At 35.4% G+C, this 15,554-nt stretch carries 14 protein-coding genes and 1 riboswitch; of the genes, 4 read left to right on the forward strand and 10 right to left on the reverse strand.

The features are described 5' to 3' along the window. The first annotated feature begins 244 nt into the window (after nucleotides 1–244). Entirely contained in the window at nucleotides 245–904 is a 660-nt protein-coding gene (locus tag ACN1CN_RS16970) for an alpha/beta hydrolase (RefSeq protein ID WP_419136481.1), read from the forward strand. Nucleotides 905–1,393: 489 nt separating this feature from the next. Here the strand turns inward: ACN1CN_RS16970 and ACN1CN_RS16975 are convergent, their stop codons facing one another. Next, complete coding sequence (locus tag ACN1CN_RS16975; RefSeq protein WP_068845085.1) at nucleotides 1,394–1,909, reverse strand: hypothetical protein; 516 nt, start codon at nucleotides 1,907–1,909, stop codon at nucleotides 1,394–1,396. A gap of 166 nt (nucleotides 1,910–2,075) precedes the next feature. Between ACN1CN_RS16975 and rpmH the strand changes: the two genes are divergently transcribed. Continuing rightward, nucleotides 2,076–2,237, forward strand: a complete 162-nt coding sequence (gene rpmH / locus ACN1CN_RS16980; RefSeq protein ID WP_008464848.1) for a 50S ribosomal protein L34 — start codon at nucleotides 2,076–2,078, stop codon at nucleotides 2,235–2,237. A 146-nt stretch (nucleotides 2,238–2,383) separates the two neighbouring features. Continuing rightward, nucleotides 2,384–5,239: a carbamoyl-phosphate synthase large subunit gene (gene carB / locus ACN1CN_RS16985; RefSeq protein ID WP_264525142.1), complete on the forward strand. Its 2,856-nt coding sequence runs from the start codon at nucleotides 2,384–2,386 to the stop codon at nucleotides 5,237–5,239. A 61-nt stretch (nucleotides 5,240–5,300) separates the two neighbouring features. Here carB and ACN1CN_RS16990 read toward each other — a convergent pair whose 3' ends face one another. The 7 genes from ACN1CN_RS16990 to ACN1CN_RS17020 form a co-directional block, all read right to left on the reverse strand. Next, complete coding sequence (locus tag ACN1CN_RS16990) at nucleotides 5,301–6,359, reverse strand: T9SS type A sorting domain-containing protein (RefSeq protein WP_419136482.1); 1,059 nt, start codon at nucleotides 6,357–6,359, stop codon at nucleotides 5,301–5,303. A gap of 130 nt (nucleotides 6,360–6,489) precedes the next feature. Continuing rightward, on the reverse strand, nucleotides 6,490–7,554 hold the full coding sequence (locus ACN1CN_RS16995) for a T9SS type A sorting domain-containing protein (protein ID WP_419136483.1): 1,065 nt from the start codon (nucleotides 7,552–7,554) through the stop codon (nucleotides 6,490–6,492). A 245-nt stretch (nucleotides 7,555–7,799) separates the two neighbouring features. Continuing rightward, complete coding sequence (yiaA, locus tag ACN1CN_RS17000; protein WP_291287566.1) at nucleotides 7,800–8,198, reverse strand: inner membrane protein YiaA; 399 nt, start codon at nucleotides 8,196–8,198, stop codon at nucleotides 7,800–7,802. A gap of 161 nt (nucleotides 8,199–8,359) precedes the next feature. After that, nucleotides 8,360–8,899, reverse strand: a complete 540-nt coding sequence (locus ACN1CN_RS17005) for a DUF4252 domain-containing protein (protein WP_291287567.1) — start codon at nucleotides 8,897–8,899, stop codon at nucleotides 8,360–8,362. Nucleotide 8,900: 1 nt separating this feature from the next. Next, entirely contained in the window at nucleotides 8,901–9,428 is a 528-nt protein-coding gene (locus tag ACN1CN_RS17010; RefSeq protein ID WP_264525138.1) for a DUF4252 domain-containing protein, read from the reverse strand. A 16-nt stretch (nucleotides 9,429–9,444) separates the two neighbouring features. Next, the gene (locus ACN1CN_RS17015) at nucleotides 9,445–9,903 is read right to left on the reverse strand and encodes a hypothetical protein (RefSeq protein WP_264525137.1); all 459 of its coding nucleotides are present in this window, start codon (nucleotides 9,901–9,903) and stop codon (nucleotides 9,445–9,447) included. Further along, nucleotides 9,890–10,399: an RNA polymerase sigma factor gene (locus ACN1CN_RS17020; protein WP_264525136.1), complete on the reverse strand. Its 510-nt coding sequence runs from the start codon at nucleotides 10,397–10,399 to the stop codon at nucleotides 9,890–9,892. The genes ACN1CN_RS17015 and ACN1CN_RS17020 overlap by 14 nt, the downstream gene beginning before the upstream one ends. 160 nt (nucleotides 10,400–10,559) lie before the next feature. Here ACN1CN_RS17020 and ACN1CN_RS17025 point away from each other — a divergent pair, with 160 nt between their 5' ends. After that, on the forward strand, nucleotides 10,560–12,032 hold the full coding sequence (locus ACN1CN_RS17025; RefSeq protein ID WP_264525135.1) for a S41 family peptidase: 1,473 nt from the start codon (nucleotides 10,560–10,562) through the stop codon (nucleotides 12,030–12,032). Between the two features lie 349 nt (nucleotides 12,033–12,381). Here ACN1CN_RS17025 and ACN1CN_RS17030 read toward each other — a convergent pair whose 3' ends face one another. Beyond that, nucleotides 12,382–13,440, reverse strand: a complete 1,059-nt coding sequence (locus tag ACN1CN_RS17030) for a YncE family protein (RefSeq protein WP_419136484.1) — start codon at nucleotides 13,438–13,440, stop codon at nucleotides 12,382–12,384. 4 nt (nucleotides 13,441–13,444) lie between these two features. Further along, entirely contained in the window at nucleotides 13,445–15,298 is a 1,854-nt protein-coding gene (locus ACN1CN_RS17035; protein WP_419136485.1) for a TonB-dependent receptor plug domain-containing protein, read from the reverse strand. A 26-nt stretch (nucleotides 15,299–15,324) separates the two neighbouring features. Continuing rightward, nucleotides 15,325–15,528, reverse strand: a riboswitch (cobalamin riboswitch). Between the last annotated feature and the right edge of the window lie 26 nt (nucleotides 15,529–15,554).

A 15,554-nucleotide genomic window follows, 5' to 3' on the forward strand; every position in this document is an offset into this window, starting at 1 on the left:
TAACTTTATAAAGAACATTGTGGAAAAATGTTTCGATATCAGTTAATAGGAATGCAAAGTTAATCATTTGATTTTCAATATGGAATTATTTTTTTAAGGGGCGTATTCACTCTGAATTGCGCGTGTTTATTGCTTTTATTTGATTTAGGCAATAAATTATGGTGCAACATTTGCAGTGGATATTGCTAAAAAAAGTAATTTTAGCTTGAAATTAAAGCTGTAACCCTAACTCTCTTTCTGTCAAATGAGTAAAATTCCTGTATATTTTATGCCCGGTCTCGCGGCGAGTCCTGCTATTTTTGAACGAATCAATTTAGACGAGTCTGTTTTTGAGGTGTGTTTACTGGAATGGGAACTTCCGCAGCCAAAAGAAGCGCTGTCGGATTATGCGCTGCGAATCTCTAAAAATATTAAACACGAAAATCCGGTTCTGATCGGGGTTTCCTTTGGGGGAATTTTAGTTCAGGAGATTGCCAAACATATACCAACCCGAAAAGTAATTGTCATTTCGAGTGTTAGAAGTAATGCCGAATTTCCAAGAAGAATGAAAATCGGAAAAACAACAAAAGCCTACAAGCTCATTCCGATGAAATTAATTTTGAATATCGAAAATCTCGCGAAGTACTCTTTTGGCGAAAAAGTAAACAAGCGCATTAAGCTGTATGAAAAGTTCCTGGCAGTCCGCGATCTTAATTATTTACAATGGGCGGTCGAATCGGTTATTTTGTGGAACAGAAGCGAAATTGATCCCAATGTGATCCATATTCACGGAGATCAGGACGATGTTTTTCCTATCAAGTACATCAACAGCTGTATTGTAGTAAAAGGAGGGACACATATTATGATTCTTAATAAATACAAATGGCTGAACGAGAATCTGCCTTCGATCATCTTGGAAAAGTAAAATTCCAAATTTTTTAAATTCCAAGTTCCAAGTTCCAAATTCCAGGTTTCAAGTTTCAGGTTTCAGGTTTCAAAGTTTTTACGCACAATATTGTCATTCCGACCAAAGGGAGGAATCACACCAGCAATTCCGTAAATCTTTTGGAATTTGGGGTTTATAGTATTGGAATTTCCTTTACGCGCAATATTGTCATTCCGAGGAACGAGGAATCACACCAGCAATTCCGTAAATCTTTTGGAATTTGGGATTTATAGTATTGGAATTTCAGAATTTGGAATTTTCTTTACGCACAATATTGTCATTCTGACCAAAGGGAGGAATCACACCAGCAATTCCGTAAATCTTTTGGAATTTGGGGTTTATAGTATTGGGATTTTCTTTACGCGCAATATTAGAAAGCGGATCTAAAATAAAAAAATCCCAAACTCTTTTGGAATTTGGGATTTGAGATTTGGAATTTGAAATTTCCAATATTGGAATTTGAAGACCTTAGATTTTCTTCATTTGTTCTTTCATCATTGAAATTTGCTCTTTCAGCATTCCTTGTTTGTCTAATTTTTTAGCTTCGTTTAATAAATTAGTCGCTTCCAGTTTTCTTCTGCGTGACATTGCAACTCCGGCAAGGTTTAATTTTGCTACGGCAAGATCCATGTCCATTGATAATCCAAGTTCGATTGCTTTTTTGAAATGTTTCTCTGCCTGATTGATATTGGTTTGAGATAACATGATACCGTGTAAGTAATTAAAGTATCCCTGTTGTTTTCTAACTAATGCAGCTTCAGGGTTTTTGATGTATGCCAGCCATTTTTTAGCTCCTTCGAAGTCTTGTTTTCTTAATTTAAGGAAAGCTAAAAGAATAAATTCGTTTTTAAAGTAAAGGAAAATAGGAATTGCAGTTAATAATATAAGGAAAATTCCATTACCGATATTACTCTCTGTAAATTGCCAAATGCCTGCGACTACAAGAAGTCCGGCCAAAATAAGTTTAATATTTTTGTGAAACATAATTATTGTAAATTTGTGATTGCAAAGATAGTAAAAGGAATTAAAAATATTTTTATAAAACTACTTGCCAGAAAAAAAAGTCTTTGTATATTTGCACTCGGTTTTGGAATAATGATATTCAAAACAGAAAAACAGATATTAGATACCATTTTAAAGATACAAAACAATGAGCAAAAGAACATTTCAACCATCGAAAAGAAAAAGAAGAAATAAGCACGGATTTATGGACAGAATGGCTTCTGCGAATGGAAGAAAAGTTCTGGCGCGTAGAAGAGCTAAAGGAAGACATAAATTAACTGTTTCTAGCGAACCTAGACACAAGAAATAATGTTTCTATAAACATAAATAAGGCGTTACTTTTTTAGTATCGCCTTTTTTTATACCTTGTCGGTAAAAAATCTGCAACGTTCTAGTTTAGAATAGACTACGAATGTTTTTTAAAGTACTTTATATAACTACACAATACAAATTAAAATGCCTAAAGACACATCAATAAAATCAGTTTTAATAATAGGGTCAGGACCTATTGTTATTGGTCAAGCTTGCGAATTTGATTATGCAGGTTCTCAATCTGCACGTTCTATTCGTGAAGAGGGGATTGAAGTTATCTTGATAAACTCGAATCCAGCGACAATTATGACCGACCCAAGTATGGCCGATCACATTTACTTGAAACCATTAACGACAAAATCGATTATTGAAATTCTGAAAGAACATCCACAAATTGATGCTGTTTTGCCTACAATGGGTGGACAAACTGCACTGAATTTATGTTTGGAAGCAGAAGAAAAAGGAATTTGGCAGGATTTCGGAGTAAGATTGATTGGGGTTGATGTCAATGCAATTAATATTACAGAAGACAGAGAGCAGTTCAAACAACTTCTGGAAAGAATAAATGTACCAACTGCGCCTGCAAAAACAGCTACTTCTTATTTAGAAGGAAAAGAAATTGCTCAGGAATTTGGTTTCCCGTTGGTAATTCGCCCTTCATTTACACTTGGAGGAACAGGAGCTGCGGTGGTTTACAAAAAAGAAGATTTTGATGAGCTTTTAACAAGAGGTCTTGAAGCTTCTCCAATACATGAGGTTTTGATTGACAAAGCTTTAATGGGATGGAAAGAGTATGAGCTGGAACTTTTAAGAGATAAAAACGACAACGTTGTCATCATCTGTTCGATCGAAAATATGGACCCAATGGGAATTCATACCGGAGACTCGATTACAGTAGCACCGGCAATGACATTATCAGATACAACATTCCAAAAATTACGTGACTATGCAATCCTGATGATGCGTAGTATCGGAAATTTTGCAGGAGGCTGTAACGTACAGTTTGCAGTTTCACCAGATGAAAAAGAAGATATCGTAGCCATCGAGATTAACCCTCGTGTGTCCCGTTCATCCGCTTTAGCATCAAAAGCAACCGGATATCCAATTGCTAAAATTGCTTCTAAACTAGCTTTAGGATACAACTTAGACGAATTGCAAAATCAAATTACAAAATCGACTTCGGCTCTTTTTGAACCAACTTTAGATTATGTAATTGTAAAAATACCACGTTGGAACTTCGATAAATTTGAAGGTGCCGACAGAACTTTGGGACTTCAGATGAAATCTGTTGGAGAGGTAATGGGAATTGGACGTTCGTTCCAGGAAGCCTTACACAAAGCCACCCAGTCTTTAGAAATTAAAAGAAACGGTTTAGGCGCTGACGGAAAAGGATATAAAAACTACGAGCAAATTATCGAGAAACTAACTTTTGCAAGTTGGGATCGTGTTTTCGTAATTTATGATGCCATCGCAATGGGAATTCCGTTGAGCCGTATTCATGAAATCACAAAAATCGATATGTGGTTCCTGAAACAATACGAAGAGCTTTATACTTTAGAGAAAGAAATTTCAAATTACAAGATAACGGATCTTCCGAAAGAACTTTTACTGGAAGCCAAACAAAAAGGTTTTGCCGACAGACAAATCGCGCACATGATGAACTGTCTGGAAAGCGAAGTACATACTTTGCGTATGGATAAAAACATTAACCGTGTGTTTAAACTGGTAGATACCTGTGCAGCTGAGTTTAAGGCAAAAACACCTTATTATTACTCGACTTTTGAGGCAGAAATCGAAAAAGCAAACGGAGAGCGTTATGTAGACAACGAAAGTGTTGTAACAGAGAAAAAGAAAATCATCGTTTTAGGTTCCGGACCAAACAGAATTGGACAGGGAATCGAGTTTGATTATTCTTGTGTACACGGAGTTTTAGCGGCGAAAGAATGCGGGTACGAAACGATCATGATTAACTGTAATCCTGAAACAGTTTCGACGGATTTTGATACGGCTGACAAATTATACTTCGAACCAGTTTTCTGGGAACATATTTACGACATCATTCAGCATGAAAAACCGGAAGGTGTTATCGTACAGTTAGGTGGACAGACGGCTTTAAAACTGGCTGAAAAATTATCTAAATACGGAGTAAAAATCATCGGAACCAGTTTTGATGCTCTTGATCTAGCGGAAGACAGAGGAAGATTCTCTGATCTATTGAGAGAATTACACATTCCTTTCCCGGAATTCGGAATTGCAGAAACAGCTGACGAAGCTTCTGCACTTGCAGATACTTTAGACTTCCCGTTATTAATTCGCCCTTCTTATGTATTAGGAGGTCAGGGAATGAAAATTGTAATCAACAAGAAAGAGCTGGAAGAGCACGTAATCAACTTGTTGAAAACGATTCCAGGAAACAAACTGCTTTTAGATCACTATTTGGCCGGAGCAATCGAAGCTGAAGCGGATGCGATTTGTGATGCTGACGGAAATGTATACATTATCGGAATCATGGAGCATATCGAGCCTTGCGGAGTTCACTCTGGAGACAGTAATGCGACTTTACCTCCTTTTAACTTAGGAGAGTTCGTAATGCAGCAGATCAAAGATCATACGAAAAAAATAGCAAGAGCGTTGAAAACAGTTGGTTTGATCAACATTCAGTTTGCGATAAAAGACGATACAGTTTACATCATCGAAGCAAACCCAAGAGCTTCCAGAACGGTGCCGTTTATTGCAAAAGCATACGGAGAACCTTATGTAAACTATGCTACAAAAGTAATGTTAGGACACAATAAGGTAACTGATTTTGACTTTAACCCACAGTTGAAAGGATATGCGATCAAACAACCGGTCTTCTCTTTCAGTAAGTTCCACAATGTAAACAAAGCATTAGGACCTGAAATGAAATCGACTGGAGAAAGCATCCTGTTTATTGATGACTTAAAAGACGATCAGTTCTACGAATTGTATTCAAGAAGAAAAATGTATTTGAGTAAATAATCTCAAATCCTGATAAAAAAAGCTCCATAATTGGAGCTTTTTTTTGTTTAATAAAGGTGAGTTAGTTGATTATAATCTTTTTAGAAGTATTGTTGATTTTTAAAATATAGTTTCCGGAAGTTAAACCCGGTAAAGCAATTTTATTACCCTTGACATCAAGAGGTTTGTAGCTTTTAACTAAACGGCCAGTCATGTCGTATAACTCAATTGTTTTTACCACTTCGTTTTTGCTTTCAACATACAAATAGTCGATAGCAGGGTTAGGGTAAATTCTAATGCTTTCGGCAGCAGGTTTGTTCTCAATTCCTAAAGTTTGGACAGGTATTTTTACCACCTTACACTCTTTGTTTTTAATACCATTTCGATCGTAAATGCTTGCGTAGAGATTTCCATTGTAAATAGTGATTCCTTGTATAGGGCAATTTGCGCCAAAATCGTAAAATAGGGTTAGATTGCCATCAGCAGCAGCTAAACGAGAAATGGTTTGACCCGAAGAAATGTACAAATCGCCATTGGAAGCAAAAGCGAAAAATTTGAATGTTACTTTTGGTTTTAAAGAGTAAGCGGTTTTTGTAAGCACACCGGCTGGATTTATTTTTTTAAGGAATTCATCCATATACTCACCAACGATTAAATTTCCGGCTTTGTCAAAAATTATTCCTGATGGAGATTCAAGAGTGGTGGGATCGTAAAAAAAAGTGCTGACTGTGCCTGTTGTGCTTATTTTTTTAATGTTACCGGAATTTATTTCTGAATAAAAAACGTTTCCGGCTGCATCGATTGCAATTCCATAGGGAGCTCCACTAACAGCGTAACTCGTTGTAACACCTGCAGCTGTTATTTTGGTGACTTTGTTTTCATAATCTTCAGTTATCCAAAGGTTGTCGTTAGCATCAATAGCGATTTGTCTCGGGCTAATATTTGTTGAAGCAAAAGTACTTTGCACAAGGCCAGGGGTTACTTTGATAATTTTTTTAGTACTATAATCAGCAATATATAAATTTCCGTTTGAATCAAATGCAATCCCGTTTGCATCTGGAAGTTCTGTTACATAATCAGAAGGAGTTTGAGCACTAAGACTAAAGGCGGATAATAAGGCTAAGAGTAGAATTTTTTTCATGATAAATTAATTTTGGTTTGTTGCGATTGCTTTTGTAACATAGTAGGAAATGATATTCGTATTGCGCGACAAAACAGAGTCATAAAAAAGCCCCATAAATTGGAGCTTTTTTTAAGTTAGTAAAGGTGAGTTAGTTGATTATAATCTTTTTAGAAGTATTGTTGATTTTTAAAATATAGTTTCCGGAAGTTAAACCTGGTAAAGCGATTTTATTGCCTTTAACATCAAGTGGTTTATAGCTTTTAACTACACGACCAGTCATGTCGTACAACTCAATTGTTTTTATAACTTCGTTTTTGCTTTCAACATACAAATAATCGATGGCAGGGTTTGGATAGACTGTAATGTTTTCGGTATCAGGTTTGTTTATATTGGCAACTCCTAAAGTTTGGGTAGGTATTTTTACCACTTTATATTCTTTATCTTTAACACCATTTCGATCGTAAATGCTTGCGTAGAGATTTTCGTTGTAAATAGCGATTCCTTTTGTATTATAATTATTTCCAAAATCATAAAATAGACTTAGATTGTCATTGGCAGCAGCTAAACGAAAAATTTTTTGATTTGAAGAAATGTACAAATCGCCATTGGAAGCAAAAGCGAAAAATTTTTGTGTGAATTCATCTTTTAAAGAATAGGTGGTTTTGGTAAGCACACCGGCTGGATTTATTTTTTTAAGGAATCCATCCATGTAATCACCAACGATTAAATTTCCGGCTTTGTCAAAAATTATTCCTGATGGAGATTCAAGAGTAGTGGGATCGTAAAAAAAAGTGCTGAGTGTGCCTGTTGTTCTTATTTTTTTTATGTTACCAGAATGTAGTTCTGAATAAAAAATGTTTCCGGCTGCATCAATCGCAATCCCAATTGGAGTTTCACTAGCAGCGTAACTCGTTATAACACCGGCAGCTGTTATTTTGGTGACTTTGTTTGCAGTACCTTCCGTTATCCAAAGGTTGCCATTAGCGTCAATAGCGATTTGTCGTGGGGAAATATCTGCTGAAGCAAAAGTACTTTGCACGAGGTTGGGAGTTACTTTGATGATTTTTTTAGTAAAAAGATCTGCAATATATAAGTTTCCGCCTGAATCAAACGCAATTCCGGATGAACTTGGAAGTTCAGCTACATAATCTGAAGCGGTTTGTGCACTAAGGCTAAAAACGGGTATCAGTGCTAAGAGTAGAATTTTTTTCATAGTAGTTAATTTTGATAAAAGTAAAATTTTAATGAAAATTCTTATAATGATTGTAATAAATGCTGCTAATAATGTAGTTTCCGTTTAATAAATGGATTTATTTGGTTTGCTGCGATTGCTTTAATAACACAATCGGAAATGATATTCGTACGGACGTAAAATACGGTCATAAAAAAAGCTCCGGTTAGGGAGCTTTTTTTGTGGTTTAATTTGGAAGTTGTTTTTGATTAAGTTCAGTCGAAATATTATTGATCTGAAGAGTACGCCATATTGTCTCTCGTGTTTTTTTGTACTGAAATAGCACCAAAAAGGGCCAGTAAAAAAGCAAAAGCATAAAACCCTTTTTCGCTTGGCAAGATCGTAGCATTCCAAAGGCCTACGATTAATAAAACAATAGATAAAAGAGTTCCGAACCAGCAGATTCCGTAATACATATCGGTTACCGGAAGATTTTCCAATCTGTCTCTCACACTTTTCTGTAATGAAACTACGGCAAACAGTCCAAACATTAAAACGGTGAAATAATATCCTTTTTCATTTAATAACATTTCGGCTCTGGCAAGTCCTACTATAAATCCAACTGTTCCTGCTCCAAGAGCTACCCAGGATGCCGCTATAAAGGCATTCGATGTTTTTTGTACCATAATTAGTGTAATAATTTTTTTTTGGTTGATGAACAAATATAGATAAAATCAGTTCATCTTAAAACAAACGGGGGCAGTATTATTCAGTATAATCTTCTAAAAATGTTAAATAAAAAAAGCTCCAAATTATGGAGCTTTCTCGTTTTAATATAAGTAAGAAGTTATGGTTTCATCAACTGCTGTAAAGGCTTTAATTGTTCCATATCAATTTTAGAGGCTTTCAAAACCGACATCAGGGTCATGATGTTGTTCGGATTCATGTTTTTTCCCAGTACACGCACCACTACAAAACCGCTTTCTTTTTTGTTGGCAAAAACCACAAACTCTTCGATATTGTCGTCAGGGCCTACATAGCTTATGGATGCTCCGTCTTTACCTGAGCCAACCTTCATTAATTCCTGGTATTTTGGATTTTTCAGGATCTCTTTTAGTTTGCCGCGTTCTGTTTCAAATTGTGCCTGATTTTTTGGTGTTTCTTTAAAAGCCAGGATATTCATTTTGTCAAATGATTTTAAAGCTTCATTTTGTTCCGCAGATAATTTTGCTTTTTCCACATTTAAGATCGTTGACGAAATATCAAGTGCGATAAAATCTTTATTGTCTGTGTTTTCAACAAAATACTTCTGTAAGGAAGGAGTAGAATTACAACTTACTAAAGTTAGTAAAACTAAAAGGGCTGAGGTAATAACGTTTGCTTTCATCTTATCTTTTGCCTTTAGAAGCTTTTTTTAAGTCAGCACCACCAGGAAGCTGCATTTTATCTGTCAGTACTGAGATTTCGTTTAAGTCAAAATTACCTGTAAGGGAAAGTAACACGCTTTCGTTGTTTTTTGCACCGTCAACAAACATAAGTAATTCTTTAATTTGCGTATCGCTTGCACCTGATCTTACCATGATGCGTACATTTTTCCCGCTGTCGTTTACTTTCATAAGTTCTTCTAATCCGGCTGTTTTGATGTATTTGTCGGCAGAAGCTTTCATGTCGGCTTCGACTTTAGGATTTTTAGTGGTAAACACTTTTAGGTAGTCTAACTTTTTAATTAAGTTAATGTATTGTTGAGTTTCTTTATCAGAAGCGTCAACTTTCACTTTGCTCATTAAATCGAACATTTTTTTGTTTACGATTACTGAGGTTACGTCGTCCTGACCATCAAATTTGTCAAATGCTCCCTGAGCATAAAAAGTATGGCTAACGAATGCTAAAACTAGTGTTATGATAAAATTTTTCATTTGGATTAAGATTTAATTACTGTTTAAAAATTCTGTTTTTTGATTGTTCGTATTCTTTAATGTATTGTACACTTTCGATACCTACATTAACATTGTTTGATAATAAAGCCAAAGCTTTTTGCGTTGCGGCAAGTGCTTCTTCCGGATTATCATAGGTTCCTAATTCGGTTTGCGCTGTAACCGGAGTTACATTTTTTTCGCTCACATAAAAATAGGTTCCAACTCCTAGTAAAACAACAGCTGAAGCTGCAATCGATAACCACGCTACTTTTCGTTTTTTAGTTTCTAGTGGTATTGTCTGCGTCGATTTCTGTTCTTTTACCTGAGAGAAATAACCAAACATAGGTTTGTATTGTTCCAAATGCTGCGCAACATCCGGTGAAGAAAAATATTCTTTTAATTGATTTTCTTCGGCAATAGTTGTTTCTCCCTCAAAGTATTTTTCTAATATAATTTCTATTTTACTGAATTCCATAACTGTGTGTATTAACCATTGATTCTCTTATTTTTTTTCTCGCTCTTGAAAGTGCTACTCTGATAGCCGTTTCGTTCATATTGACAATTTTTGCAATTTCATCAAATTCATATTGTTCTACATCCCGTAACTGAATTAAGATCTGTAATTGTTCGGGTAAGTGGCTTATAATTTTTTCAACCCATTCTAAACTATTCGAATCTTCCAGTTTTTTGTCCAGTTGAGGCTCCCGGTCGGTATAGTTATTATGGACAATTTTAAGATTTCCGGCTCTTTTTGATTTTAACTGATCCAGGCAATAATTTTTGGTCATTGTCATCGCAACAGCTTCAACACTATTGTAAGTTTCAAGAGTATCTTTTTTGTTCCATAATTTAACCATAATCTCCTGAGTGGCATCTTCGGCTTCTTCGGTACTGGTTAATAATCTTTTTGCCAGACGAAAAACTTTGTCTTTAAAAGGATTTATTAATTCTATAAACACATTCTGATTCATAAAATCTATTGGTTATTCGTTAGCTTATATAGTGAAGACGAGACACTATTATTTTTGTTACACGGAGGTTTAAAAATTTTACAATAAAAAAGCAATAAAATTCTTAGAGTTAAAACTAAAGATAGTATTTTTACGTTAATACTACATAAGAGATCCCTATATGAAAACAATATTAAAGAGTGTACTGTTATTATTTTTACTTGCTTTTTCTTTGCAATCATGCGAAGATCAGGACGATGTAGCGGCTCCGGCCTCGTTACAGGTAAACGATTTTATCTGGAAAGGCTTGAATCAGTTTTATTTATGGCAGGCTGATGTTCCTAATTTGGCCGATGACCGTTTTAGCGATCAGATAGCATTAAATAATTTTTTGAGCGGGTATTCTAAACCACAGGATTTATTTCAGGATTTATTGAACAAACCTATAAGTAAGTTTCCAAAAGGTCAGGCGATTGATCGTTTTAGCTGGATTGTAGATGATTATACCGTTTTAGAGCAGGAACTTCAGGGAACTTCAAAAAATGCCGGTGTAGACTTTAGACTAAGCTACAAACCCGGAAGTACAACTGATTTAGTAGGTTATGTACGTTATATTATTCCTAATTCTGATGCTTCGAAAAAAGACATTAAAAGAGGGGACCTTTTTACCGGAGTGAATGGAACTTCATTGACGGTTTCCAATTATCAGGCACTTTTGGCAGCTGACTCTTATACTTTAAATATGGCTTCCTATACCGGTACCAGTTTTGAAAGTAATGGAAAAACAGTTGCGTTGGTAAAAACAACTTTAGACGAAAATCCGGTTTTTATCAATAAGGTTATTACAGCCGGAGGTCATAAAATTGGTTACCTGATGTACAATGGTTTTTATGCCAATTATGATTCGCAGCTTAATGCAGCTTTTGGAGAACTAAAAGCACAAGGTGTTACCGATTTTGTTTTAGATTTAAGATACAACGGTGGTGGCTCGATACAAACGGCAACTCGTTTGGCTAGTATGATTACAGGGCAGTTTACCAATAAGGTTTTTTCGAAAGAGAGATGGAATGCAAAAATCAACGAATTCTATGAAAGTGAAGACCCTGAGTCATTGCTGAATAAATTTGTAGATAAAATTGATGGAACTGCAATTAACAGTTTGAACCTAACCAAAATTTATATTATCACAACAAGTGGTACGGCTTCTGCAAGTGAATTGGTGATCAATGGATTAGTACCTTATATTTCAGTAATTCAGGTAGGAGAGACTACTGTTGGGAAAAACGTAGGATCGGTAACCTTATACGATTCTCCAACTTTTGGAAAAACAAACAGAAATCCAAACCACAAGTATGCGATGCAGCCTTTGGTGTTGAAAATTGTGAATGCTGCTGATTTTGGAGAATACACAGACGGTTTAAAACCAACGTATGAAAAACTGGAGCGTATTACTAATTTAGGAGTTTTAGGAGATCCAACAGAGCCGCTGTTAAGTGTGGTGGTGTCTCAAATTACCGGAGTCAGCGCGAAAAAAACAGGCGAGGACAGTGGGGTAGCTTTGAAAGGCTTTACAGATGCTAAAGCAATGGACGGAATTAAAAATCAAATGTATCTTGAAAAAGCTCCCGAGGGACTTTTACGAGCATTGAAATAAAAAAAGGGGCAGTCTAAAGTATGAACTTTCTCTTATTATGTTATTGGTTTAAGTTTCTACTTTAGTTCGACGCGGATAAAACAGATTTACTTCGTAAAAACGCGGATAAAAACAGATTTTTTTCCTCATTTAAAAGTTTTTTTAATTTTTAGAATCCGCTTTTATCAGCGTCTTCGCGATAGCGAATCCGTCAAATCAGCGTTGAATTAAGACGTATAATTTTTGCCGATCAATAAACTGCTTTTGGATTATAATTCAATCTAAAATTATTTATAAAAACAAAAGAGGCTGTCCTTACTTTTCGGACAGCCTCTTTTTTTTGGTCAAAAACCAAAACTAATTCTAAAAATTAATCGTTGAAATAGAAACCGTTTGGTCCAACACCAACTGTTAATTCTTTTTGTAATGTTCCGCTCAAATTGTAGATGTAAGCTTTACTGTTTGATTTAAAATCACCTCCGTCAGCAATAAAAATTCTATCATCTTTTACTGTAAAACCATACATTTTTCCATAATCAGAAGTTGAAGTGTATTGGAAAATTGGAGTAGTGGAAGCCGTAGTTGCAGTATAATCTATTGCATAAACTGCCGTATTTAAGGTGTAGTATATTTTGTTGTTGTAAATATCTAAGTTTTTAACTCCGTCAAGTGACTCCGGGAAAGTGATTTTAGTGATAGAGTTGTCAGATAATTTTACTTTTACAATTTCGCTTCTTTCTCCATAAGAACTTCTGATTGCGTATAAAATACCATCTTTCTCTTCCATAGTATCTGCTCCAAAACCAATAGTTAGTGAAGTTTCCAATTTGTTTGTAGCCGGGTTAACCACAAGTAATTTGTCACTATTGTAAGGTTCTGTTACATAAAGCTTGTTGTTGTGAAGCTCGATATGGTTTGCAGTTGCATTTAATGGTATTGTCGTTTCTACTTTGTTGGTAGCTAAATTAATTACAGCGATAAAATCATCGGTGTTACCAGCCGGGTTTGTTTTAGACCAATACGTATTAGCATTCGTTACATAAGCTTTACCGTCTTTTACAACACCGTATCTTGGTGCGTTTAAACCAGTTTCAATTTTAGCTAATAGTTTAAAGCTATAACGGTCTACTACATTAATCACATTCGAACCACCAGCAATGATATAGGCCTTGTCTCCGTCAAAAAAGATGTTTTGAAGAAATTTTCCAACAAAATCAGTAGTGTTTACCGTTTTGTAAACATCTTTATTGAACGTATTTAAATCGTCAGAGATGAAAGAAACAGAACCACCGTCAGTAGAATTCCCTTCATTTAAGATGAAAATTCCATTATCATAAACTCCTTTAGGATTGTCGGAGTCGTCGTCATTAGAACAAGAAACAAAAAGCGATACGCTTAATGCCAATAAAAATAATCTAGTCAGTTTCATTATATTAAAATTTAAGGTTTAAGTACAGGTTGTAATTTCTTCCCGGCATTGGTCGGTGTTCCAGACTTTGATAAAATGTATTCCACACATTCAGCACCTGAATACCTACCCTGAAAGAAGATAAAAGTTTAAAATCGTAATCCAGGCCAACGTTTGAAACCGTATAAGCCGACACGATTTTTTCAGGATCATTGTCTGCCTGCGTGTATACAAAGCCATTATAGAGAAATTGATAATGGGCTGAAATGTTGTTTCTGGAGTAGGCAACGGCAGCAGTAACTTTATGAAAAGGAACAAAAAACAATTGCTTTTTGGTTTCGACATTTTCTGAAACTGTATAAGCATAAGTCGCATTAGCCGTCAGGTTGTTTTTGCCAAAACTCTTTTTCCAGCTCAACAGGGTTTCAGCTCCATAACTGTTCACTTTGTCTGTGTTTTGCGGCCTCCAAATCCCATTATTTCCGGGAACCCATTGCAATAGATCTTTTATTTTGATGTAATAAAAAGTCTGAGTCAAAGAAAAATTCTGAACGGTAAAAATATTTCCAATTTCTGCCTGATAAGAACTCTCCGGTTTTAAATCACGATTTCCGCCTTCTTCCCAATACAAATCATTAAAAGTTGGAATTCTGAAATTTCTGGATACATTCAATTTCAAATTATACAATTTCCCAAACTGATAAGAGGAACCCGCTGAGAATAGTACAGGAGATTTATAATTGTCTGTAAACTCTTTGCGAACCCCAAATTCGTTTTTCCAATTAGGGGAAGCCTCTTGTTTTATAAGTAAAGCTGCCGAACTTATTTCTCTCACATTATCTCCAAAACCACTTCCGTATCCTTTAGTTCGGTTGTAATCCAGAATACCATTTAGTTGTATGGATTTTAGCAATTGATAGCCCAGATCCGCTTTTGTAGTTAAGCTTTCTGTTTTTCCGTAGGTATAAATATTGCTGGAATTGTCGGCATAATATTTATAGTTTTCGAAAATATAGGCCGTTTTTAAATTGGTTTTGAACCTGCCAAAATCGCCATCGTACTCTAATAAGTTTCGATTAAAACCATTCACATATTTGCTTTTCGTTTCAGATTCAGAAACCAGTGAAGTATTTCGGTCTGTATTTGAAGTTTGGGTATATAATTTTAAACTGTTTTTGGCATTAATTTTATAACCTGCATTTGCATTTAGTGATATAACATCGTATTGACCGTTTTGATTCCAGCGCTGTTCGCCTTTCCAGTTGTATTGATTCAGGTACTTGTAATCGTTTGTCGAACTGTTTTTAGAGAAACCAATCTGAGCGCTCCATTTTTCGTTGGAGATATTGGTTTTATAATTAATTCCAATCGTATTAAAACTTCCGTAATCCAGTTTTAAAGTATTCTCAAATCGATTATAAAAGGCCAGATCGTTATTTAAATGCACCGTTCCTCCAACCGCTCCACTGCCGTAAATAACACTTCCTCCTCCTGCTTTTACGGTGATAGAATTATAATCGGAGCCGGGAATAGTATTAAAATCGGTACTTCCATTCATTTGAGAATTGATGTTGATTCCGTTCCAGATTACTGCAGTTTGTGATGATGTAGTACCTCTAAAGGATACGGTAGAAAGCATTCCACGACCGTATTCTTTAAAATAAATAGTCGAATTAAAGTTTAATAAATCAGTCAGTAAAGCCTCATTCTTACCAATAACAGAGTCATTTAGTTTTAAAACCGATTGCGAACTGGAGTATTTTTTAAGATTGGCGTCGGAAACGACAACATTTTTAAGTTTGGTAATAGAATCACTTTGCGCCGAGATAATCTGACACAAGCACAAGAAGTAAAAGACAAAAAGTTTTTTTAAAGCCATAATTTCTACACTCTTTTTCCCGAGAGCTCGATATTGGTTACAAAGGCAGGTCTCCTGGCTTGCGTCTTGTTGTTTACCTTCCCATTCGCCAGAGCGAGCAGTGGTTTTGTAGTTAACAACAAGCATTCTTTTCAGAACAAAGCTTACAGTTGCGGGTACAGCTCAAGATTTATTACTTGATTCCCTTTTAATGTGTATGAATGAACACAACCTTAATTTTGTGCAAAGATAAAGTTAAAATTATTGAATTTTCAAA

The organism is Flavobacterium sp. T12S277, from assembly GCF_048514875.1.
Lineage (GTDB): Bacteria > Bacteroidota > Bacteroidia > Flavobacteriales > Flavobacteriaceae > Flavobacterium.